The sequence below is a fragment of the Sphingobacterium sp. HMA12 genome (genome assembly GCF_002933815.1).
GTDB lineage: Bacteria > Bacteroidota > Bacteroidia > Sphingobacteriales > Sphingobacteriaceae > Sphingobacterium.
Map to the genome: position 1 here is coordinate 2674647 of NZ_BEYR01000001.1, position 23435 is coordinate 2698081.

The 23435-nt window shown below is 47.0% G+C and carries 14 protein-coding genes; 4 read left to right on the forward strand and 10 right to left on the reverse strand.

The genetic code is table 11. The features are described 5' to 3' along the window. Position 1 precedes the first annotated feature (1 nt). Complete coding sequence (locus HMAT_RS11585; protein ID WP_104382845.1) at positions 2-3610, reverse strand: response regulator; 3609 nt, start codon at positions 3608-3610, stop codon at positions 2-4. A 135-nt stretch (positions 3611-3745) separates the two neighbouring features. Next, positions 3746-5461, reverse strand: coding sequence for an FAD/NAD(P)-binding protein (locus HMAT_RS11590; protein WP_104382846.1), 1716 nt, complete (start codon positions 5459-5461; stop codon positions 3746-3748). Positions 5462-5671: 210 nt separating this feature from the next. Between HMAT_RS11590 and HMAT_RS11595 the strand changes: the two genes are divergently transcribed. Then, positions 5672-6139 carry a PA2169 family four-helix-bundle protein gene (locus HMAT_RS11595; RefSeq protein ID WP_104382847.1) on the forward strand — a complete coding sequence of 156 codons (468 nt, stop codon included), beginning with the start codon at positions 5672-5674 and terminating at the stop codon, positions 6137-6139. A gap of 260 nt (positions 6140-6399) precedes the next feature. Here the strand turns inward: HMAT_RS11595 and uvrA are convergent, their stop codons facing one another. Further along, on the reverse strand, positions 6400-8922 hold the full coding sequence (uvrA, locus tag HMAT_RS11600; RefSeq protein WP_104382848.1) for an excinuclease ABC subunit UvrA: 2523 nt from the start codon (positions 8920-8922) through the stop codon (positions 6400-6402). 235 nt (positions 8923-9157) lie between these two features. On the opposite strand from uvrA, the gene HMAT_RS11605 reads away from it, so the two are divergent. Then, complete coding sequence (locus HMAT_RS11605) at positions 9158-10177, forward strand: LacI family DNA-binding transcriptional regulator (RefSeq protein WP_104382849.1); 1020 nt, start codon at positions 9158-9160, stop codon at positions 10175-10177. Between the two features lie 3 nt (positions 10178-10180). On the opposite strand, the gene nagA is transcribed toward HMAT_RS11605, so the two are convergent. From nagA to HMAT_RS11640, 7 genes are read right to left on the reverse strand one after another with little or no spacing between them, the layout of a single operon-like run. Further along, entirely contained in the window at positions 10181-11380 is a 1200-nt protein-coding gene (gene nagA, locus HMAT_RS11610; RefSeq protein WP_104382850.1) for an N-acetylglucosamine-6-phosphate deacetylase, read from the reverse strand. A gap of 1 nt (position 11381) precedes the next feature. Beyond that, positions 11382-12695: a sugar MFS transporter gene (locus HMAT_RS11615; RefSeq protein ID WP_104382851.1), complete on the reverse strand. Its 1314-nt coding sequence runs from the start codon at positions 12693-12695 to the stop codon at positions 11382-11384. Positions 12696-12705: 10 nt separating this feature from the next. Beyond that, a complete protein-coding gene (locus HMAT_RS11620; protein WP_104382852.1) occupies positions 12706-13440 on the reverse strand; it encodes a glucosamine-6-phosphate deaminase in 735 nt (244 codons plus the stop codon). Positions 13441-13479: 39 nt separating this feature from the next. Continuing rightward, the gene (locus tag HMAT_RS11625; RefSeq protein ID WP_104382853.1) at positions 13480-14904 is read right to left on the reverse strand and encodes a Gfo/Idh/MocA family protein; all 1425 of its coding nucleotides are present in this window, start codon (positions 14902-14904) and stop codon (positions 13480-13482) included. A gap of 5 nt (positions 14905-14909) precedes the next feature. Then, a complete protein-coding gene (locus tag HMAT_RS11630; protein WP_158655780.1) occupies positions 14910-16895 on the reverse strand; it encodes a S9 family peptidase in 1986 nt (661 codons plus the stop codon). 57 nt (positions 16896-16952) lie between these two features. Continuing rightward, positions 16953-18500: a SusD/RagB family nutrient-binding outer membrane lipoprotein gene (locus HMAT_RS11635; RefSeq protein WP_233789196.1), complete on the reverse strand. Its 1548-nt coding sequence runs from the start codon at positions 18498-18500 to the stop codon at positions 16953-16955. Positions 18501-18512: 12 nt separating this feature from the next. Then, a complete protein-coding gene (locus tag HMAT_RS11640) occupies positions 18513-21596 on the reverse strand; it encodes a SusC/RagA family TonB-linked outer membrane protein (RefSeq protein WP_104382856.1) in 3084 nt (1027 codons plus the stop codon). 291 nt (positions 21597-21887) lie between these two features. On the opposite strand from HMAT_RS11640, the gene HMAT_RS11645 reads away from it, so the two are divergent. Both HMAT_RS11645 and HMAT_RS11650 read left to right on the forward strand, forming a co-directional pair. Next, positions 21888-22697, forward strand: coding sequence for a metallophosphoesterase (locus HMAT_RS11645; RefSeq protein WP_104382857.1), 810 nt, complete (start codon positions 21888-21890; stop codon positions 22695-22697). After that, complete coding sequence (locus tag HMAT_RS11650; protein WP_104382858.1) at positions 22678-23376, forward strand: hypothetical protein; 699 nt, start codon at positions 22678-22680, stop codon at positions 23374-23376. Before HMAT_RS11645 ends, HMAT_RS11650 begins: the two co-directional genes overlap by 20 nt. Positions 23377-23435 lie beyond the last annotated feature (59 nt).

A 23435-nucleotide genomic window follows, 5' to 3' on the forward strand; every position in this document is an offset into this window, starting at 1 on the left:
CTTATCTTTCATACAGCCAAACCCGGAGCAGCGATAGCAGCTGATCAATATCAACCGGTTTGGAGATATAGTCCGATGCTCCCGCAGCAATGCATTTCTCGCGGTCGCCCATCATTGTTTTGGCAGTAACAGCAATGATAGGCATGTCTTCGTAGCTCGGATTTTTACGGATCAAAGCAGTCGTCTCGTAGCCATCCATTTCAGGCATCATCATGTCCATTAGGACGACTGCGATATCCGGATTTGCTTCAAGCTGCTGCAGGGCATCCTTTCCGTCAGTTGCCGGCACCACTGTCATTTGATATTTTTCTAGTGCTTTGGTCAGGGAAAAGATATTTCGGATATCGTCATCGGCAACAAGCACTTTCTTTCCGTGAAGTACATCCTGCAAAAAATCCAGCTTACGACTGCCCTTAGAAGAAGAACCACTATTTTCTTCTACTAAATGCAGGAATAAACCCACCTCATCCAAAATACGCTGGTAGGAATTAGCTGTTTTTACAACAATTGAATCAGCATATTTTTTTAGTTTCATTTCCTCCACCTGCGAAAGATTTTTCCCTGTAAAAACAATGATCGGTAAGTTTTCAAGCCCCGCATTGCGTTTGACTGCCTCCAAAGTTTCGTAGCCTATACGGTCAGGAACCCCCATATCCAAAATCACACAATCTGCAGCATCCGACCCTAGGGCGACAATGCTATCCGCTACATTTGTTTTGATTTCGGAGACAATATTGAAGCTTCCCAAGAAAAGCGACAAGGCCGCTGCATGTTTAGGATTCTCTTCGACAATAAGTACTTTTTTTGGATGTCGTGTCAAAGCATATTCTATTTTCTTGAACATCTCGCCCATTTGCTCCAGCGCCACAGGCTTATTGATAAAATCGATTGCTCCCTGCAGCAGGCTCTCCCTTTTCACTTCCAATGATGACATAATATGTACTGGTATATGGCGCGTCTTTGGATTTTCCTTAATCTCGGCCATAACCTGCCAACCATCTTTTATCGGAAGCTGAATATCCAGCAATACCGCCAAAGGCATATAGCGGGCGACCATGTCAGCAGCAACATCCCCACGAACGATAACAATCCCCTTATAGTTTTGCTGACGCGTATATTTCAAAAGGATTTTGGCAAATTCAATATCATCCTCTACAATTAAAATCATCTTATCTCCAGGCACAATATTTTCCCGGTCATCGGGAACATCTGCCGGAATAGGGATATCCAGTAATTTTTTGATAGGTTGTACTAGGATTTCTTGTTCCTCCTCCTTACCGGCTAATCTCACCGCTGAGGTAGCTGATGACAGTTGTACTTGTTCGAAAAGCGCTGGAATGTCGGCATTTTTATTTTCAGGAAGAATAAGTCTAAACACACTACCTTTATTTTCCTCACTTTCGAGCAAAATTTCACCGCCGAGTAGACGTGCAAGCTCACGGCTGATCGAAAGACCTAAACCCGTACCTCCAAACTTCCTGCGCGTCGATCCATCAGCCTGTTGAAAGGCTTCAAAAACGACATGCAATTTATCTTTTGGAATACCAATTCCGGTATCACGAACCTCAAAAACAACACGGCCAATCTGCGCTGGCCACGCATATACCGAGAGTAATACCTTACCAGATGCAGTGAACTTGATGGCGTTGGACAAAAGGTTGCGCAAGATCTGATCCAGCCGCTGTTTATCGGTATCCAAACTCAAAGGCAATTCTTCAGTAACCTTCATTTCTAGGGCAAGCTGTTTGTCGGCCGCAATTGGTCCAAACATCGCGGAAAGACCATTGAGTACATCGGCATAATAAACCGACTGGATGTCGAGATCCATCTTACCAGATTCTATTTTCGATAAATCCAAAATTTCGTCAATTAATGTCAGTAGGCTCTTTCCAGAACTTTGAATGACCGCTGCCGACTCCATCTGTTCCGAATTTAGATTTCCGTCCGAGTTTTCGGCCATCAACCGCGAAAGTAGCAAGATTGAATTGAGCGGTGTACGCAATTCATGAGACATATTGGCCAAAAATTCCGATTTGTAACGGGTACTCTGCGCTAACTCCTCGGCCTTTCTTTGGATCTCCATATTACGTTCAGCAATTTCCGAGTTTTTCTCTTCCAATAATTTCGACCGTTCTTCCAGCTCCTGATTAGATTGCACGAGTTCCTCCTGTTGTACCCGAAGCTCCTCCTCAGAGGCCTGCAACTTATAAGTATGCATTTCCAAACTCGAATTTAGCGATTCCAGTTCCGTATGCTGTGCCTGAAGTTCCTCTGTCTGGGCCTGCGTTTCCTCCAGTAGATTCTGTACCACCAGTCTTGCCTGTGCGGCAGCGAGAGACGTCCCTACTTTTTGCACCGCATCCCTAAAAAAGGAAAGTTGAATTGGGGTAAAGGGCGCTAGTGCACCCAATTCCATCACGCCAATACATTGATTTCCATCAAAGACCGGAAGAATTACCACGTGGTTTACTTTAATTTTTCCAGAAGCAAAACTGACCACATAATCTGCTTTTTCCAGATTTTCAAAGATTTTCTCTTTAGCATCGCTAAACACCTGACCGACCATACCGTCCCCGGGGGCAAAGCGTTTATTTCCTAGATCTTCCAACCCATAAGAGCCACTCAGTACAAGCTGATCCTGCTCCAAAAGGTAGATAGCACCGCTGATACTATTGCTATAATTAATCAGATGCCCCAGGGTAACTGTCGCAAGCTCTGCTTGCATCTTATTACCCATTAAAAGATTGCTTAATAAAGCAAGCCCAGCTTGATGCCAATTATTCTGATTCAGTTCATCAAAAGAAGTTTTAAGGGATTTGGCCATTTCATTGAGTGACCCACTTAAACTGCCCAGATCGTCCTGTTCGGCATCTTGAACCTGCATATCGTAATTTCCTGCAGCTATTTCACGCGCTATGCGCTGCGTAATACTTAAGCGACGCTGAATTTCTTCATCCTTACGCTTCAGGTCAGCCTGTAATTGCTCCCGCTGATAAAAATCATTTCTTAACCGGAAATAGAAAAATATAGTGATCAATAGGGATACCACTGCCGCCAATAGCACGAATATGGAGGTATAGCCCGAAGAGCGTGCCAATTCATCCGAACGTTTATTCAACAGCGACTCCTCTTTTTCTATTATTTTACTGATCAATAGCCGACAGCTATCCATATAAGTCTTTCCCTGTTCGAGCTGAGAAACGCTGATGACTCCGCCACGCCTTTTAATATTCACCAGATTTTCAAGCTTATCCAATCTGGATTGAACCAATGTAGACAGGGTATCGATAACACGTTGCTGTTCGGGGTTATCCGAAGTCAGATCATGTGCACGACTTAAGGATTGAGGCAAGGACTGGAGTCCGTTTTTATAGGGATCGAGAAATTTTTCCATCCCCGTCAACAAATAACCACGCTGGCCAGTTTCAGCATTTTGGAGATCTTGCAGAATTTTATTGACGCGTCCCATCACCCGTCGGCTGTGGTCGACCATGGCGCTATTGTGAATCTGCTTTTGAATACTAATATAAGACGCTGTAGAACTGGCGATCAGCAACAACAGCGATATTCCAAAACCTATCTGTAGGTTTCTTAAAATAGTTTTAGGCATGTTTTTCAATTGATTTAAGGGGCTACCACCTGACGGCCTAGATGGGCGGCCAAATATAGCAATAGCACATCACAATAAATCAGCAGCTGATACTACAATAGTATGTTACAGTATTTTTCCTAAAAAGTCCCGTATTTATCCCCCTTCGGCCAACTGCCCCGCAATGATAGCTGAAGTTTCCGAGCAGAAATCCAGTCCGGAGTAATCTGGATTATATCCGCCTATATAAGGTACTGCCATCATATAAATACGATGATTGGAAACTCCCTTTTGATCCACCAATCGGAAGCTATCGTCAATTTTTATACCTGGTACTTGCAAAAAAATCGCCCCTTCTGCGGTAACAAAAATATGGTCATTACCTGCAAGCATTTCATCCTTGGCACGATCTGCAGATCTAAATCGGAGGTAAGCCTGACTAACATTTCCACTGTCCACCAAACTTCTGAACGGAAAATCTTCATATCCCATGGGACGCTGCCCCACACAATCAACAAAAGTTTTATAATGTGTCTTTTGATCTATTCCGGATTCATCCGCGTAATAATAGTATGCTCCCATGTCACTAGCAGGCTCTACCCGACTGTCATGACCCACGTTGACAACTTCCAGTCGACCTGCATCATGCAAGGCCAATAGCTCCCGGCTTGAGCCTTGCGGTACAAACGCAATCACAATGGAGATCAAGGGCATGAGCACTTTTTTCAAACGCAACATATCTTCGGCAGACATATATTTTGCAGGATAATTTAATGTAAAACTCAAGGCCGACAGTACTTCTTTCCAGTAGATCGATTCACGTTTTTTGATAGATTGCAACGCTTGTTCATATTCTTGGCGAAAAACATCAAATGGCTCTTTCTGTCCCCTTAAGCTGAGCACCGTCTCCACAAAATCTTCTAGGCTAAGCTTTTCTACAATTGCATAGAATTCAGGATCCTTCTCTTTAAACTGTGCTTTAAAATTACGTTCAAATAAGAAATCCAGGGAAACGAATCCATCATTTTCCAATCTATTCAGCATCAGCTCCTCTTCACTTATCAGCAGGCTATTGGCTAAAAAAGGTTCTTCCTGATGAAACCTGATCGCTGGAAGCAAACCACTTCGGGTATGCATCATTATTTTAAAATTTTCACTACCGGGATCTATCGTGTAGGATACTTCTCCCTTATCGTTGCGTTCAAACGCACCATTATGACGAGCCAGTGTACGAATGGCATCGATCGCCGTCAACGAAGCGCCCCTGATTCCAACAGCATGGTTAGTCTTTAACGCTAACTTGGATGGCGGATAGGGCGATTCAAAATAATGCTCGACATTCCCCTCATATTTGGTGGGCCATTTATGACCAGTACAGATAATGAGCTTATCAACAATATACGTATCGGTACTACCAACGACTATTTTCACCTGCCCCTGGCTTTCCATGTCAACAATATCACTCACCTGACTACATAGATAAACCTGGGTTTCGATGCCCTGAAGGTCAGCCTGTCTTTTCAAAAGCATAAATTGCTCGGACAAGTAGCGACCGAAAAGCAACCTGGGGACAACTTTATACCTGTTGAAGTCATCTACGTCTATACCATAAGTGTGAAGCGTTGTTTCCGATAAAGACTGTACATATTCCTCGATCGAAGTAACAAGTGTCGGTATCTCGTGGTCCGAAACATTGGTAAGATGCTCAGCTGTCGCCCCTTCATAGCTGTAGGGCATCCCCGCTCCAAGCTGTTTTCTGGATTCAAAAATAGATACCTTTAGACCAGTTATATTCTTTTCGATTAATCTTTTATACATGAACAGGCCACTGGGGCCTCCCCCGATGATAGCTATATGAATTTCTTGTTGCATAGTTCCGATTACATCGCATGATTGGCGATATTCCGCCTAAGAACACGTTGATCCCGAAGAAAGTTTTAAAAAAAAGATTTAACCCAATACAATAAATTTGGGACAAATACGGGTACGTCGAAAAATACGGAAACTCAACCTTAAACAAACGATATTTCTTGTCTACCTGTTTTGTAAATAAAAAACGTGGACGTATAAACCAAGAACACTATGGAAAATAGCATCAATAATCCAGCAATTATCAATGACATTATCAAAATTAACAACGACCGTATCGAAGGGTATAAAAAGGCCATCGAATTGGCGAACAGCCATGCCCTAAATACAGTCGTACCGACTTTCGAAAAATTTATCGAACAGTCAAAGGAATTTATTACTGAACTGACACCCTATGTCGAACTTGAAGGAAAACAACCTACTGACAGCACCATGCTGAGCGGCAAACTATTCAGGCTCTGGATGGGGATAAAAGTCAATATTATCGGAGACGATGAAAAAAGCTTACTGGAGACCTGTGAGCAAGGCGAAGATGCCTTTAAGTCAGCTTATCAAACCGCCCTTGACGAAGGTTCAGATCAGCTCTCGCAATTGGTCCATAGTCTAATCAATACACAGCTCGGCAAGCAGGTAGAAGCGCATAATCTCATCAAGATGATGCGTGATGGCAAAACAGTGTAAGATCGCTGCAGTTTCAGTTCCAAAGTAAGTACCAAAGATGAAATCCTTCGGTACTTTTTGTTTATGCCATTTGTTTGGCTAAAAAAATTGAAGCTAATATGCAACTCGTATCCTTCGCGATTATCCAGCGAACCAAAAAGGATTTCTTAAGCAGAATAAAGGCCAGACTCTCATCTGGCCTTAAATAAATACAATAATCTAACTTGCCTAAGGTAATTGAAAGACCAGCGCCGAGGCCAAAAAGTTTCAAAAAATAAGTATTAAATATAAGCTGCCAAATATTTAGCAGTTTTACTCTGCTTGTTTTTGGCAACAGTTGCTGGCGTACCCGCAACGACAATTTTCCCACCATCATTTCCTGCTCCCGGCCCCAGATCAATGACCCAGTCACTGGAAGCCACTACCTGCATATCATGCTCGACCGCGATAACCGTATTGCCTGCATCGACCAGAAAGTTAAGCTGACTGATCAGTTTCTCGACATCCGAAGGGTGTAAACCCGTTGTTGGTTCATCCAAAATATAGAGCGTTTTATTACGCTGAACACGCTGCAGTTCTGAAGCCAGTTTAATACGTTGCGCCTCACCACCGGACAGTTCAGTAGCAGGCTGCCCCAGACGGATATAGCCCAGCCCTACCTGCTTGAGCACATCAAGACTCTGGCGTAGCGATTTGTCATGCGCAAAAAACGCCCAGGCTTGATCTACCGTGAGGTCCAGTACTTCAGCAATATTTTTATCCTGATATTTTATTTCCAGGGTCTTCTCATTGTACCTTGTGCCTTTGCAAGTTGGACAAGGCGTATAAACACTAGGCAGAAACAGGAGTTCGACCATCACAAAGCCTTCGCCCTTACAATGTGAACAACGTCCCTTGGGCACATTAAATGAAAAACGGCCGACATCATACCGACGGCTTTTGGACAGCGCTGTATCTGCAAATAACTGACGTACTTTGTCAAACAATCCGGTATAAGTCGCCAGATTTGACCTGGGAGTCCTACCGATCGGCTTTTGATCCACACGCACCAGCCGTTTGATATGCTGTATACCATCGACTATCAGTCCCGAAGCATGTGACAGATTTTCCTCAGAAAGCTCAGGCTGTACTTCCTTTGCATCCTCTGGCTCCTGCCCCAAATAATCAGCGACCAGATCCACCAATGCCTGGCTGACCAGGCTGCTTTTTCCAGAGCCAGATGTTCCTGTTATGCTGGTGAGCACGCCCAAGGGGAATGCCACATCAAGATTTGTTATATTATTGTGGCTGATCTTGCTGAGTTGCAACCAATGCTCAGCCTTTCGTACCTCCTTTTTTGCTATCGGCTCAGGTTTGATAAATCGACGTGTCAATGACCGATCCACAGCAAGCAGGCCTTCAAGTGGGCCGCTATAAAGTACTTCACCCCCATTTATACCCGCCTGTGGACCAACATCCACGATCCAGTCACAATGCCGGATAACATCCACCTCATGTTCGACAATAAACAGCGAGTTGCCGGCGTCTTTCAGTTTTTGAAGAACGGTCAACAAGGCTTCAGTATCTGCAGGATGTAGACCAGCCGATGGCTCATCCAGCACATAGATGACGCCAAATAAGTTGGAGTGTACCTGTGTCGCCAGTCTAAGCCGTTGCAATTCTCCCGGAGAAATACTCGGTGTGCTCCGCTCCAAGGAAAGATACCCAAGCCCAAGGTCAAGCATGATCTTTAATCTTGCAACGAGGTCAATAGCAATATTCTGGGCCACGATGCCTTTTTCAGGATGTTTGTTTTTCTCCCTTTTCAGGTGTTTACCCTGCGCATAAGGCATAAAAATATCCATTAGTTGGGAAAGCGACCTATTCGACATCTCGGCGATATCGTCCCCTTCGAATTTTACCGAGAGCGATTCCTTTTTCAAGCGTTTGCCCCCGCAGCTCGGACAATCTGTATTCAGCATATACTGTGCTACACGACGTTTCATCATCTGGCTGTTGGTATTGGCGAAGGTCTGGAACACATAGCGTTTTGCACTGGAAAATGTCCCCATATAACTGGGCGGCATATTCTTTTCGTGTGCCCTTTTCATCTCCGCTGCAGAAAGCCCGGAATATACCGGAACTGTAGGTGTCTCATCCGTAAATAAGATCCAGTCACGGTCTTTTTTAGGTAGGTCCTTCCAAGGCTTGTCCACATCATAACCCAGGAACATAAGTATTTCACGTAAGTTCTGCCCCTGCCATGCTGATGGCCATGCCGCAATCGCTTTCTCGCGAATGGATAGCGAATCATCTGGTACCATCGACTTTTCAGTGACATCATAGATACGGCCAATACCATGGCATTTAGGACAGGCCCCTTCAGGGGTATTGGGAGAAAATCCTTCTGCATAGATGATCGCCTGTCCGGCCGGATAGTCGCCTGCCCGCGAAAACAGCATCCTTAACAAGTTGGAAATCGTGGTTACACTGCCTACCGTCGAACGGACGGTAGTTCCGCCACGGCTCTGCTGCAGCGCAACAGCAGGAGGCAGTCCATGGATTGCAGCTACGTTGGGGACTGACATCTGGTTAAAAAGACGTCTCGCATAAGGTGAAACGGATTCCAGGTACCGTCGTTGCGCTTCGGCATAGATGGTCCCGAAAGCCAACGAAGACTTTCCAGAGCCCGATATGCCGGTAAACACAACCAGTTTATTTCGTGGGATATCAACATCTATATTCTTGAGGTTATGTTCTTTCGCTCCGCGAACCTGAACAAAACCCGTATGATCAGGATTGCTCACTTCTGGATTTATCATCATTTGAGTAATATGCTATTTGATACTTTATAAAACACTTGTTCTATGAATCAAAATTACATTATATTCCTTGTCATCTCTTGCATTTTCCTTAAAATTGGATTATTTATGGCATTAACTTTAGAATAGAAATAATTCCGGCCATCCAGCTACCGGCGATTTGTAGCAAGAGAAATCCTGCTTATTTCGATAGTTTTTAGTATTTTGTATCCTAAATTTGTTAAACCTATCTAACACTATGAAAAACCCTTTAGGCATCAAGGATATCGCCCGCATGCTCCAAATTTCGGTATCAACAGTTTCACGGGCTTTTCGGGATACACATGATGTCAACCCTGAAACCCGAAAAAAAGTACTGGCACTAGCCAAGAAACTGAACTTCAAACCCAACAAAAATGCCTCGGCCCTTGCTTCCGGTTCAACAAAAAATATTGGTGTGATCATCCCCTTTATCACTAATTACTATTTTTCCATGGTAATTTCAGGCATCCAGGAGGAAGCCTATGAACGTGACTATAATGTTATACTGTATGTGACCAATGATAATGTGGCACGTGAGAAAACGCTTCTGGAAAACCTCTCGACAAGCAGTCTGGATGGGCTTCTAATCTCGATCTCTTCTGACTCATCGACCAATGAGCATTTCGAGCAGCTCATGGCCAGAGGAATGCCCATCGTATTCTTTGACCGGGTACCCCGCAACATCCACGCTTCAAAAGTTGTTCAGGATGATTTTGCCGGTGCCATGCAGGCCACCGAATACCTGATCCAGCAGGGCTACCGTCGCATTGCCCACATCGCGGGTCCCGAAAATCTGCAATTTACCCAGCAGCGCCTAAGCGGCTACCTTAAGGCGTTGGAGCAACATGACATCCCCGTAGATAAGCAGCTTATTGTGTTCTCCGGCTTCTCACAGGGGCAGGGATCCACAGATACCCAGCAATTGCTTGCCCTCCCCGACCCGCCCGACGCGATCTTCGCGGCCAATGACCGCAAAGCCGTAGGTGCTATCCTGACCATCAAACAGCGTGGACTTCGGGTAGGCCGGGACATTGGTGTCATCGGATTCACAAATGATCCTATCGCTGTTGTCGTTGAGCCCAATTTAAGCACCATCGAAGAACCTGCCATGGAGATCGGCAGAAAAAGCTGTGCCCTGCTGATCCGTCATATCAAAAATCTGGATTTCGAAGTTCAGGACATCATATTACCCGGAAAGCTGATCCAACGGGATTCGACCAAACGTCCACGTGGCTAGCCTCTATTTACTATACCGCAGTTCACCTGCGATCAGGCTGTGCTGGATATTGATATGATCATCAAAAAGCACGATATCCGCATCCATACCTACTGCTATCGACCCGATATGATGATCTAGTCCAAGCAAGCGCGCCGGATTAACTGTCATCATTTGTACTGCCTCTGGCAGGCTCACGCCACCCTGATTAATCATAGTCCGGATCAGGCGGTCTGCCGTAGCCACACTCCCGGCAAAGGAAGAGCGATCAGGCAATTTAGCCACGCCTTCCTCTACAATCACTTCGGTCCCCCTACGCAGGCTTCCGAGCACACTTTTCCCTTCGGGCATACCTGCAGCACGCATTGCGTCGGTAATCAATATCATTTTGTCTGTGCCCTTCACTTTATGGATTAGCCGCAGGAAAGGTTCGGGCAAATGCACCCCGTCGGCGATAATCTCCACATCGATCTGGTCGAGAAGAAAACAACTTTCAATGGCACCCGCATAACGGTAGGCATTACGGCGTGTCATACCGGACATCCCCGAATAAAAGTGCGTGGCTAGGCGGTAGCCCACCTCCACTGCAGGCAGGATCTCCTCATATACCGCATCAGTATGTGCCAAAGCCAGCAGGATGCCGTAACTGCTTACCGCACGTCCAAAGTCCAGTGCCCCCGGCAATTCCGGTGCGGCACTCCAACGGCTGATGATTGGGTGATAACGCTCGAGGATGGGCATATATTCCTTCGGGTCAGGATTGCGGATGTATTTCGGATCCTGCGCCCCCCGTTGGTTCATCGCAAAATACGGACCTTCCAGATGTAAGCCCAGAAAACGGCTCCCCAGTGTGTTTCGTTCCCGCGCCAGCTCATAAACCGAAAAAAGTTCCAGCAGTTCTTCGGGTTCACTGGTCAATGTAGTGGGCAGCATGGCGGTAGTACCATGGCACAGATGCGTTTCGGCAACCGTCAAAAATGCCGCCACGGTATTGTCCATAAAATCCGCACCGCCACCGCCATGCACATGAATATCTATAAATCCCGGTGCCAGATAGAAGCCTTGCCCATCCATCCACTCAGCAGCCGACCAGGCAGCATCGACCGCCTGCCTGGCGATATACCCCTCCTTAATGGCTACGATTTTACCATCGGCAATCCATAACGTTCCACCCGCAATCATGCGGTCAGGCATGATAATATTAACATTTGTAATGATCCGCATATTAAGTTATTGTTTTCGTTTGTCCGGCCCATCGCTGAATCCGGTGTCCTTTAAAGGCATAAAATACCAGGTATAAAAAACAGGGCGTCAGTATCCAATAAGCCGATTTAGGATCAATGGTATCCGCCAGTACCCCGTAGAGCAAGGGTAGGACCGCATTACCGCAGAGCCCCATGATCAATAGGGCCGATCCCTGCTTGGCCAGCGGGCCAAGCCCCTCCAGCGCCAATGGCCAGATACCTGCCCAGATCAGGGCATTTGGAAACCCGATCAGCACAATAAACCAGATAGAAATATCCAGATCCATTTGAAAGAGGACAACATGCCCGTGTGTTGTCACCACCAAGATAGACAAAATCAGCCCAAAAACCGTACAGAAACGCAGCATTGTTCGCTGGCTAAATACCTTGGGAATCAAGACAATTCCTGACAGATATCCCAGTATCGTTGCCGTCAGTGTATAAGAGGGCAGCGCCTTGGCTTCCAGGAGTGATAACCCCATCGCACCGGCATAATTTATGATCGTATCAATCGCAATGACCTGTGTGCCGACATGCAGAAATATGGCCACGGCACCCAAGATTAGGTGCGGATGTTGAACGATACTCTTGTTGCCGCCATTGCTATTTTCCGCTGTCCCTCGCTGCTGTTCCAGTTCAGGTAGAATAGAAAATTTGACCAATATTCCGATCAGAAACAAGATGATACCAACCACGGTATAAGGGCCGACAACACGTAATATCAATTCATCTAGAGCCAGGGCACGTGCGGTATCCGCCATATGGGGCAACTGCTTAAAGAGCTCATTGTCCTGGGACCGCAGAATGACATAGGAAAAGAGTAAGGGAGCCAGTATACCGGCGCCCTTATTGCAGATGCCCATCATACTGATGCGTTGGGCCGCCCGCTCCTTTTCGCCGATCAGCGTGATATAAAGATTGGCTACCGTCTGTAGCAGCGCCAGTCCACTCCCCAAAGTGAATAGCCCCAGCAAAAAGATCGGATAAGCCCGGTTATAAGCCGCAGGAACAAATAAAAATGCCCCCAGGGCCATAATCCAGAAGCCGACCATAATTCCGTTTTTGTAGCCTATTTTGTTTAACAGATAAGAGGAAGGCATCGACATCAGCAGATAGGAAATATAAAATGCAAAAGCAACGAGGTATGACTGGAAATTACTGAGTTCACAGGCGATTTTAAAATACGGAATAAGAATGGCATTGATCCAGGATACAAATCCAAAGATAAAAAACATCGTTCCGATGATACCTATAGATACCCAGGTGGTTTTCCGATCGGGTGCTGGTGCTGTCATAAGAGTCCAATTAGTCTAAAAGTGATGCTGATTCCGCGTCCAGATAGCAGGTGCAGTCGGCGTGCTGCTGCAATATGCTGGCCGGATTCAGGTTGGAAATCGGTTTTGTCAGACAGTTTTTCACCGCCTGCGCCTTGCGCCCGTCCGGTACAGCACAGATAATTTTCCGGGACGATAGAATCTGTTGGATAGACATGCTGATGGCTTGTAGTGGCACTTCCGCCAGTGAGCCAAACCAGCCTTCACCCAGCTGCTGACGTCGGCACTGTTCATCCAGGTTGACCAATAGATAGGCCTCTTTGACGTCAAAATCGGCGGGTGGATCGTTGAAAGCGAGATGGCCGTTCTCCCCGATTCCCACAAAGGCAACATCGATCGGATGCGCTTTGATCTTGTTATGCAGACGTACGCATTCCGCGGCGGGATCCCCCTCACCGTTGATCAATACGACTTCTTTTAAAGGCTCCACCTGATTCACAAAGCGCTCGGTCAGGTATTTTCGGAAGCTGGCCCTATGACTGATTGGCATACCGATATATTCGTCCAGATGAAACATGCGCACCTTGCTCCAGTCGATAGAATCGCTGGACACCAAGGTTTCAAGGGTTTCAAACTGGCTCTGTCCTGTCGCCAGTATAATGTTGGCTTCGCCTTTTTCCGCAATAGCGGCATTGATTGCTTCAATTCCTGCAGTTCCTGCATGTAGTCCGAGTTCTTCCCGGGTTTTAAATGTTCTAATGTTCACGTTTCTTGATTTTATAGCGTTGTTCTCATTCAATTTCTTTTATGATAGGGCAGCGCTGGTCTCTGCTGCTGCCAGGTCAATATCATGTACTTTATTATTTTTCCAGTTGCCACAGGTAAAATCTGGCACTTCAATCGGTTGGGATCCATTGGCTACGGACCATTCACTCAAGGGACCAATGACGCTCCAGCTGGCCGCATCATAGACATCCATGTCCATCGGCAGGCCATTGCGCAGGCAATCGATCAGGCGCCAATCCATCATAAAATCCATACCGCCATGGCCCCCGATCTGTTTGGCCAGTTCTCCGATCCTTTTGACTATCCCCGGAGTATATTGCTGTTCGAGCTTGGCCATCTCTTCGCTAGGCAAAAAGTCGGCATGGCCGATGGCGATCTTGCCCGGCAGCGGATATTTCTGCGCAAAAGCTTTGGTGCCACTGATCAGATGGAGGCGTGAATACGGTCTGGGCGAACTCACATCGTGCTGCAGCATAATTGTACTGCCACTATGGGTGAGTATATTGGATATATTCATATTTCCGCGGAGCGGTTTTTCTGCATAGGCTTCAAACTGTTTATCTTTCGCTGCCATTTCCTTCGCTTTTTGCTGGAGCATAAAATCTTTGGAAGACATGGAGCTCATATATTCCATCTTATTTCCGCGGTTTACTTTCAGCACCTGACAGACCGGTCCCAGGCCATGTGTGGGATATAGATTGCCGTTGCGCGCCGCATTCTCTTTGAGCCGCCAGAAGTCAAAGCGCTTTTCAGCATCGAAAAAGCTCTCCAAGATATCGTGGATATAAGCGCCCTCACAGTGAACGATATCGCCAAAAAAACCATGCCTGGCCAGGTTTAAAGTCAGGAGTTCAAAGTAATCGTAACAGCAGTTTTCGAGCATGACGCAGTGCTTTTTGGTTTTCTCCGAAGTCTGTACCAGTCGCCAGCAGTCCTCCACGCTCGTCGCTGCGGGGATCTCCAGAGCTACATGTTTCCCCTGTTCCATCGCATAGATGGCCATTTCAGCGTGCAGTTGCCAGTGTGTAGCAATATAAACCAGATCATAATCCGCCTGTTCGCACATTTTTTTCCAGTGTTCCGCATTATCGGTAAAAAGCTGGGCAGGGTGGCCGGCAGTTTTGATCCTGCCTTTAGCTTCAGCAGCTTTTTCAGGCCGTACATCACAGATGCCGTTGATAGCTACCCCCTCGATCTGGCTCAGGCGCTCTACTGCAGCTGATCCCCTATTGCCGACACCGATAAACCCGACACGTACTGTGGGTATTTTTGGAGCTGCATAGCCCGACATATTAAAAGTAGAACTGTATTTTTTTGTGGCCTCCAGTCTGATATGATCCAGTTTGGCCGTTGTCGGAGCCTTATTTTCCTGTGTACAGCCAGTCATCAGTCCAATTCCGGCCAGTCCTGACAGTTTTAAAAATGATCTTCGATTTGTTCCCATAGTATTTAGTTGATAAGGAGTACTCCTTGGTTATTCAATTGCTTTTTATAGCCCCGTACTTTGTCCTGTAACCGCTGTTTTTCGAACTGCCCACACTGTTTACCGTTCAAATGATAGAGCCCCTCGAGGCTGACCTGCGGTTTATTGAGGGCGAGCAACATCGGGATATCACCCCAGCGGAGTATACCCTGCATATGGATGGCCATATTATAGCTGTCCAGTGCACCGCTCTCGTCCGGCAGGTAACTGACAGGCAACTCCCGTAGGAGCAATGTCTGCCCGGCGTCAGCCAGCACGTTGCTGATCAGTGCAGCGATGGCGGTCTCACGGTCAGCTACAAGCAGCCGTTTATAGCTGCTATATTCTTGTTGCAGATAGTCGTTGACAAGTCCGATTTCAGTGGCCCAGATCCCCATCATGTTGCTGCCCATCCAGAGCAGGGAGCGCGATAGCGTATGAAAGCGTGGTAGGGCACCATCAATCTGATCAGCGGTCGCCGAGGCGCGCTCGCCGAGCCCATATAGATCTACCAATACAACCCCTTCACCTTTACTCCTTAGCGCGTCAATCTCCGACAATGGCGCCACTTGTTTACCTTTTGAAGGAAAGTAGACATGCAAGGCATTCACCGCTTCACGGGGTGGACTAATCAATAACGGAATCAGTTGCCCGGAGGCATTCTCCAGCATAATCCGACGCCAGCCCTGCTGCGGCTCCAGCGACTGCACATGGAGTAAGTGGTCAGCAGTATCCATCAGGACTATTTTTTGCAACTGCTTTTTATATGTAGCCCCGTCCAGCAGCGAGGTGGCAATCTGCGATTCTACACGGTTGAATTCTCGGTTGATAAAAGCTGGGATACTAAGGATCCCAGCTTTCTTGTTCCCCCCTTTCAGCACAGCAAGCGCATTGGTATCCAAAGGCTGGAAGTCCGAAATTCGGAGATTATCTCCGCGGCGCTTCACGGCAAACACCCTGTCAAACCAGCTGATCATACTTTTGTTCATTTCTCCGGTATAGCTGTGCGGCTCATCAAAGAGTTCATAGTCGAGTCGTTCGGCTACCCCCTGCTGCACATAAGCGCGCTTCGCAATACGAAAAGATTTGAGCATCTGCTGCGCATTGAAGGCCCCATTACCATCGCGGAGTGCCGTAATAATTTTGATTGCTTTGGGTGCCATTGTCTGCAAAAGCTGCCCTTCTTCAAAATGCAGTAACCCATTCGGATGGAGTTCACAGACACAATTGCTGTTCATGATATAAGCGCGAAAGGTACCGACACTAACGACGGGGACAGCCGCTTTGACCCGAGGATCCATGGCAGCCAGCCACATGGTCTGATTGCCGCCACCGCTGGCTCCGGTAGCTCCTATCCTTTCGGGATCCACCTCTGGCAGACCGCAGAGCAGATCGATCGCACGGCTATTTTCGAGCAGCTGCATTCCCATCAGGGGTGTACCCAGATCGAGCAGCGCCGACCCCAGGTTGGCTCCATGGTATTCATGCTGATGCTCGCGGCCACGCTCGCCCGAGCCCATGGCATCAATGCATAGACATACATAGCCGCTGGATGCCAGCATGTGCGCTGTGCGCTGGACGATTTCACTGCGCCTTCCCGGAGGCCAATGCCCGTGACTGTTCAGTATCGCCGGAAAGGGGCCTTTTCCCTTTGGCACATATAAGCTTGCCGGTACATATACCCCAGGCAGGCTCTGGAAGACCAAAGTATGGATGGTATAGCTATCCTGCTTGATCGAAGAAATAAGCTGCATATCCAGTGGTGGCACTTCGTATCCGTCCAGTTTCAGGTTGCTTCTCACCGCCCGGATAATTTGCTGCGGATCTGCCGCAGTGTCATGATCCAATGCCGCCATAAGCTGTTCCGCCCGATCCTCCATCCCGACCCTTAGCGGGTCTATTTCTGCCGGCATTGCCAGCACGTGGGGTAATACCTGCTGATGTTGCGCTTGTATGTTCGAATTTAATCCCATAAATATGCCTAAAGCTATTAGCCCTATTTTGAAGTCTATCATTGTAATTTACCCAAATTAGTCCACATCCCACCAGAGTTTTGTTGCTGCATTGTCGGTACCGCCAAGCAGAGCGCGCCCCTTGTTAAGTTCAGTCAGATTGTCCGTCGCCTCGGTCAATGGATAAGGTAATCTCTTGATGAATGTCCCTACAGGCAAGTCCGCGTTGTCCGATTGGATGAGCGGATACATTTTAGGGAATCCGGTACGTCGGTATTCAGCCCAGGCTTCCATGCCATTGGGGTATATGGCCAACCACTTCTGTATACCGATCTGTTCACGCTGTTCAGCAGGACTCGCTGCCCATCTGACTGGGGTACTGGCGACTGCAGCTGAATTGTAGTAGTCACCCGGTGCTGCAGGTACACGATCTGATATGATGTAGTCGTTGATCTGGGCCGATTCCATTATCCCCCATTGCTCCATACTGGTTTTTATGCCATCTTCATACAGCTGCCTGGCCTCTCCCCCCATATTCCAACCATTCAGGGCCCCTTCAGCCCGAAGGAAAAAAGATTCAGCGGCACACATCACATGAAAGTTCTGCGTAAAGTTTCCTTCGATAGCTGCACCGTTGTAGCGCACCCAGTATGTACCCACATTGGAATTGGACCCCGACTGGTTGCGTAGATTGCCAAGGTCGGTTGCCGTGGCACCATTGCGCACACTATTAAATACCTTCCCAGTGTAACTGGGCTGAAAATAAACACCTAGCCGCGGATCAGCATAGCCCTTTAAATAAGAGGCTATGGTGGAGCTCATGGAAAACTCATTCCATACGGCGACCTGTGCCAGTCCGTTGGTATCATTGCCTGATAAAGATTTGAGCATGCTGGCATTGTGGGTATTGTTGGACATTAAGCCTGCTGCCACAGCGGCCTCCGCTTCGGTTTTCGCCTTGCCGGCATCCACTTTAGCAATGCGCATGGCCAATCGCAGACGGAGTGAGTTGGCAAAACGGATCCAACGATCGGTATCTCCATCAAAAATCAGGTCGTAGCCCTGAAAGATCTTCGTCCCTGTAGGCAGCGCCTTTAAATTAGCCACGGCGGCCGTCAGTTTTTCAAAGAAATCTGCATAGATCTTATCCATGGGATCATATGGAATGATATCATTGGCTTCGGCAGCACCGAAATACGGGATCGGCCCAAAATGGTCTGTCAGCCGATGGAAGGCATAGACCCACATGATATTAGCCAATGCGGCCTCCCCCGATTTGGGATCGGTATTTTCAAGAATACTTTTGAGCTGGGGAGCTGTATCCACATAGACTACGGTCCAAAACCGGCGCTGCCAGTCCGGCGTCAGCAGATAGCGGTCCGTGCTGAAGGAATTGGTGGTAAGTGCAAAATACTGCGCATATAAATCCGCACCCAGATTTTGCACTGTCTGGTAAAAAGATCTGTTCATCGCAGCCGAAGACTGGGCCTTGGCAAACATAAAAGGCAATTCACGCTGCGTGATCACCGTGATATTGTTGGGATCAGTATTGATATCCTGGAAGTCTTTTGTACAGGATAGCAAGCTTAATGCTAATAGCGAGGTATATATTGTGCTCTTTCTCATTTTTTCAAGGATTTAAAAAGTTAACTTCACATTCAGCCCAAAGGAGCGGACGGTAGGCGGCAAGCCCACTTCGACCCCCTGAAAATTCCCTGCGCCAAGTGCTGCTTCCGGATCGATGGGATTAGCTGTTTTTCCTATGCCCGGGATATCCAGTTTGGATTTTCCACGGTAAAAGAAAAATAGATTGCGGCCCGTCAGCATCAGCTGCGCACTCTTGATCGCCGCTGTGCTGTTGAGGTTAAACTTATAACTGACAGACAGTTCACGCAAGCGTACATTGGTCATATCATAGGTAAAGAACTCACCCCAGGCATCACGGCCATTCTGAGACACGCGGGTCCAGAGCTGCTGTGCAGTGATGGCCTTGGTATTGGCGGCACCACTGGCATCCACGGCATCCAGCACCAGACCGCCGTCACGGTAATCAGCGGTATAATCCGCCACACCGAAAGCAGCTAGGTAAGCAGAGGTTCCCGACACAATCTCGCCACCAATACGGGTATCAATCAAGGCATTGACCGTAAAGTTTTTGTAACGCACCGAATTGGACCATCCCAATAAAGCCTTTGGATTAAAATTACCAAGTTTCTGATTGGCCTCAACCACAGGAAGACCACTACCGTCCACTACGTATTTACCGGTCTGCCCATCTCTTTTCCATTTATAGCCATACAGATCACCGTACCGCTCTCCTTCATTGACCACTACTGAAGCATATTTGGTATTTTCAGTGATCGTCGCACGTTTTGTTTTTTCGTGCAGTTCTATCACCTTGTTGGTATTGGCGGCAAAGTTGAAGGTGGTCTGCCATTCCAGATTTTCTTTTTTCAGGGGTGATGCGGTCAACTGCACCTCGATTCCCCTGTTTTCAATATTTCCGGCATTGATGTACTGCCGGCTATAACCACTTGCCATGGGCAGACCCAGAAACAGCAACTGGTTAATCGTATTGCTTTTATATATCGTCATGTCAAAGCCCAATCTGTTGGCAAAGAATTTCATATCCAGCCCTGCTTCATAGGATTTTGTCAGTTCTGGCTTCAATTCGGGGATCGCCTTTATCGGCGAGCGTGAGATAAAGCCCTTTCCGGCACCTAGACCAAAAGAATACAGCTGCTGGAGCAGATAAGGATCCGGGTCGTTACCCACCTGCGTGTAGGAGGCGCGCAGCTTACCATAGCTGACCCAAGCCGGTAGTTTGAGCCATTCGTTAAAGATCGCAGATACACCGACCGAAGGATAAAAGTAACTGTGCGGTGACTTCAAGGTCGACGTCCAGTCGTTTCGTGCTGTCATATCCAGAAAAATATTATCAAAAAAAGCCAGCTGCGCACTACCATAAACCGAATTCAGGCGTCGCTGATAGCCATTGATCAGAAGAAATTCAGGTGTTGTCGCCATTTTTAGGCTGAATTCATTGGGAATGGACAGCCCATTAGCCATATTCTGAAAACTGCTATACTGTCGGTTTAACGAACTTGCACCGACATTGTAACTGATTTTAACGGCTTCACTGATCGAATTCTTTCCGTTGAAAAGGAGATCAAAATTGCGTTCCTGATAGCGTGCATGCGTTTCAAAATATTTACCGCCGGGACGGACATCGCCCAGGGAGACTGTACCCGCATAAAAAGAACCGTCCGTCTTATCTATGTATTTATCATAACTGAACCGGCCCATGACATTTAACCAGTCCGTCAATTGGTAGCTTGCCGAGCCCATGGCGGTGACACGGTCCCGGACTTCATTGACCGAGGTGCGATTGGTGCTCCAATAAGGGTTGTCATAGACGGCAGAGCCAGACCAATATTTCCGTTGCGGTTCGCCGGTGACGGGGTCGATGGTTTCATAATCCTGTAGTTCAGCCTTATCCATATCCCTGGGCATCACATAGGCTTCCACGGGGATCCCCATATCACCCAGCCGGGGCCGGTTGTCGATCTGCTGGTTGACATAGTTGAGTTTAACATCAGTTTTCAGCTTGGGGATCAGCTCCGTATTGACCCGTAGGTTGAGGCTGTTCCGTTTGAGGTCGTTACCCGGAATGATGCCGCCGATCTTATTATTGGTATAAGAAACGTAGCCCTGCACCTTTTCGGTACCACCATAGGTACTGACGCTGTTATTGAAGCTAGCCGCATTTTCAAAGAAATCACGGACATTATTTTTGTAGGTCGTTCCCCTGGGTCCCCAGCTTTCTCCGACATTGGTACCCGTGACGCCGCCATTTCCACGCCCATAGCTATTCTGGAATTTACTGAGCAGGTTGACCTGGTCCAGGGATGCACTGCCGTTATAGTCAATTTGATACCGGCCCGCTTTGCCTTGTTTCGTTGTAATAAGGATGGCACCGTTTGCGGCCCTGCTTCCATAAAGCGCAGCAGCTGAAGGCCCTTTGAGCACATTGATGGATTCGATATCATCGGGATTGATATTTGCTGCTCCATCACTTGTACCATAATTGTAGGTGGTGCCGCTGGCCTGTTGCGCACTGGAGTTATCGTAGGGCACACCATCCACCACGATCAGCGCATTGTTGTTGCCTGAAATAGATTTGTTACCGCGGAGAACTACCCTGGCAGATGCCCCCGGCCCTGTTGCTGCAGTGGTGACTACGGCACCGGCGACTTTCCCCGTCAGACTGCTCAGCACGTTACCACTATTGTCGCGGGCATTGTTGACCGCGGCACCATCCAGCTGTTGTGTCGCATAAGTCAGTCCCCGGACCTGGCGCTTGATCCCCAGTGCAGTGACCACGACCTCTTCCATCTGCTGACTTTCCGTTTCGAGTGTGATCTGGAGATCGCCTGCGGCCGGAACAGCGATTTCAACGGTTTTGAAACCGAGCAGCGAAACCTTGAGTTTATCGCCTGCATTGGCTGAAATATTAAAATTGCCCTCTTTGTCGGTCTTTGTGGCTAGTTTGTTCATCAGGTTACTAACCGTGGCCCCTATCAGGACGGTTTGGTCAGCAGCGCTGCTGACCCTTCCTTTGACAGTTGTCGTCTGCGCGGCAGCGATGCCTGTCCAAAGGAAGAGACAGCCCAGCATCGTCCCAACGGCAACTGTGCGATTACTGTGGATATGAACTATCATAATTTATCCATTTTTAGGTAAGATTTTGAGTTTATTCAATTGCGTTATATCCCAAAGAAAGACCTTAACGAACAGAAATCCAACAGATTTACCGGATAAAGTAGCGGTAACGTTATCGTAAATTGAGCAATTATAGATGCATTAACGCGATCAAAAGAAGGAAAAAAAACGGGCTGATTCTGTTGATTCAAGATCATAGAATATCATTTTGGGGTAATAATAATCCTCAAAAAGTATCTTTTAATATTCAAAACTTACTTTTGAGTTCAAAAAGTCAATAAAAGTATTCAAATGAAAAAAAAATGCACATACCTCGTACTCTTCCCCATCTTCCTTCTTATCCATGGCTGTAATATGTTTGATGTCCATCCCTATTCCGGAAAAATCGATGGAAGGCAGCATATTAATGCTGAAAATATCGCAAAAATAGAACATGATTATGCTGAACGAGATACCATTAGATACGCTTTTATCAGTGACTCACAGCGATGGCACGACGAACTTGACGATTTTGTAAAAATAGTCAACAACCGTAACGATATCGATTTTATTATTCACGGTGGTGACCTCAGTGATTTTGGCCTTACCAAGGAATTTCTATGGCAGCGCGATATTCTAGGCAAACTAAAACAGCCTTACGTCGCTCTGTTGGGGAATCACGACTGTCTCGCAAATGGTGAAGAGATTTTTCAGCAGGTGTTTGGCAGCCCCAATTATAGCTTTATAGCGGGGAAAACAAAATTTCTATGCTTAAATACAAATGCATTGGAATCTGATTATTCCACACCGGTACCCGATTTTTCATTTATTGAGCACGAGCGCCAGATGGACAAAGGGCGCTTTGAGCAGAGCGTGGTGGTCATGCATGCCAGGCCGACATCCGATCAGTTCAACAACAATGTGGCTTCTGTCTTCCAGTACAGCATTAAACAATACCCCAACCTACTCTACTGCAACAATGGCCATGACCATATTTACCAGAAAGATGATATTTTCAAGGACGGCATCATCTACTACGGCACCCCCAACATCGGCAAACGTCAATTTATAATTTTTACAATCACCAAGGATCACTATACTCATGAACTTGTTTCCTATTAAAGTACGCAAATCATTCCTCGCGTTTGTTTCCCTTTTCTTTTCCACAATCAGTGCGGCCCAGACAATCGTCCAAGAGCAAGGCATGATTTTCGGTACCGATAGCAGCAGCACGCATATCGGCAGCAATAACAGCAAGGAACTTAAAAAAGCGGCCTTCAACCTTGTACCATCCAGTTACCTCGTTCAGTATGCTGGATCCATCGGTTTATTTTCTGCGGGTGTGGGCTGGGATTATGGTTGGCAGAAACAGTGGTCGACCGACTTTTTGCTGGGTTATGTACCCAAGTATGATACCGACCGTGCCAAGCTGACCTTAACACTTCGTCAGACGTACACCCCTTTTAAGGTGCAACTCCATGAGCAGATCAGCTATCATCCACTGCGCACCGGGGTTTACCTCAATACGACGCTGGGCAAACAGTTCTGGTACAAGGAACCCGACAAATATCCGAACAGCTATTATAGGTTTTCTACTCGACTACGTATCAATATTTTTGTTGGTCAAGACTTCAGTTATAAATTAAAATCCAAATCCTCCTATTTTGAAGGGATAAAATTTTATTATGATCTACATACAAGTGATCTGTATCTAGTCAGTGGTATCCAGAATAAATACCTAAAATTTGATGACTACATTGGGCTTGCCCTCGGTGTCAAATTGCAGATCAGACGGAAATAGACGGGTCAAACGAAAATAGAAGGTAAAAAAAACGAACGAAAAAGCGATGTCGACATACC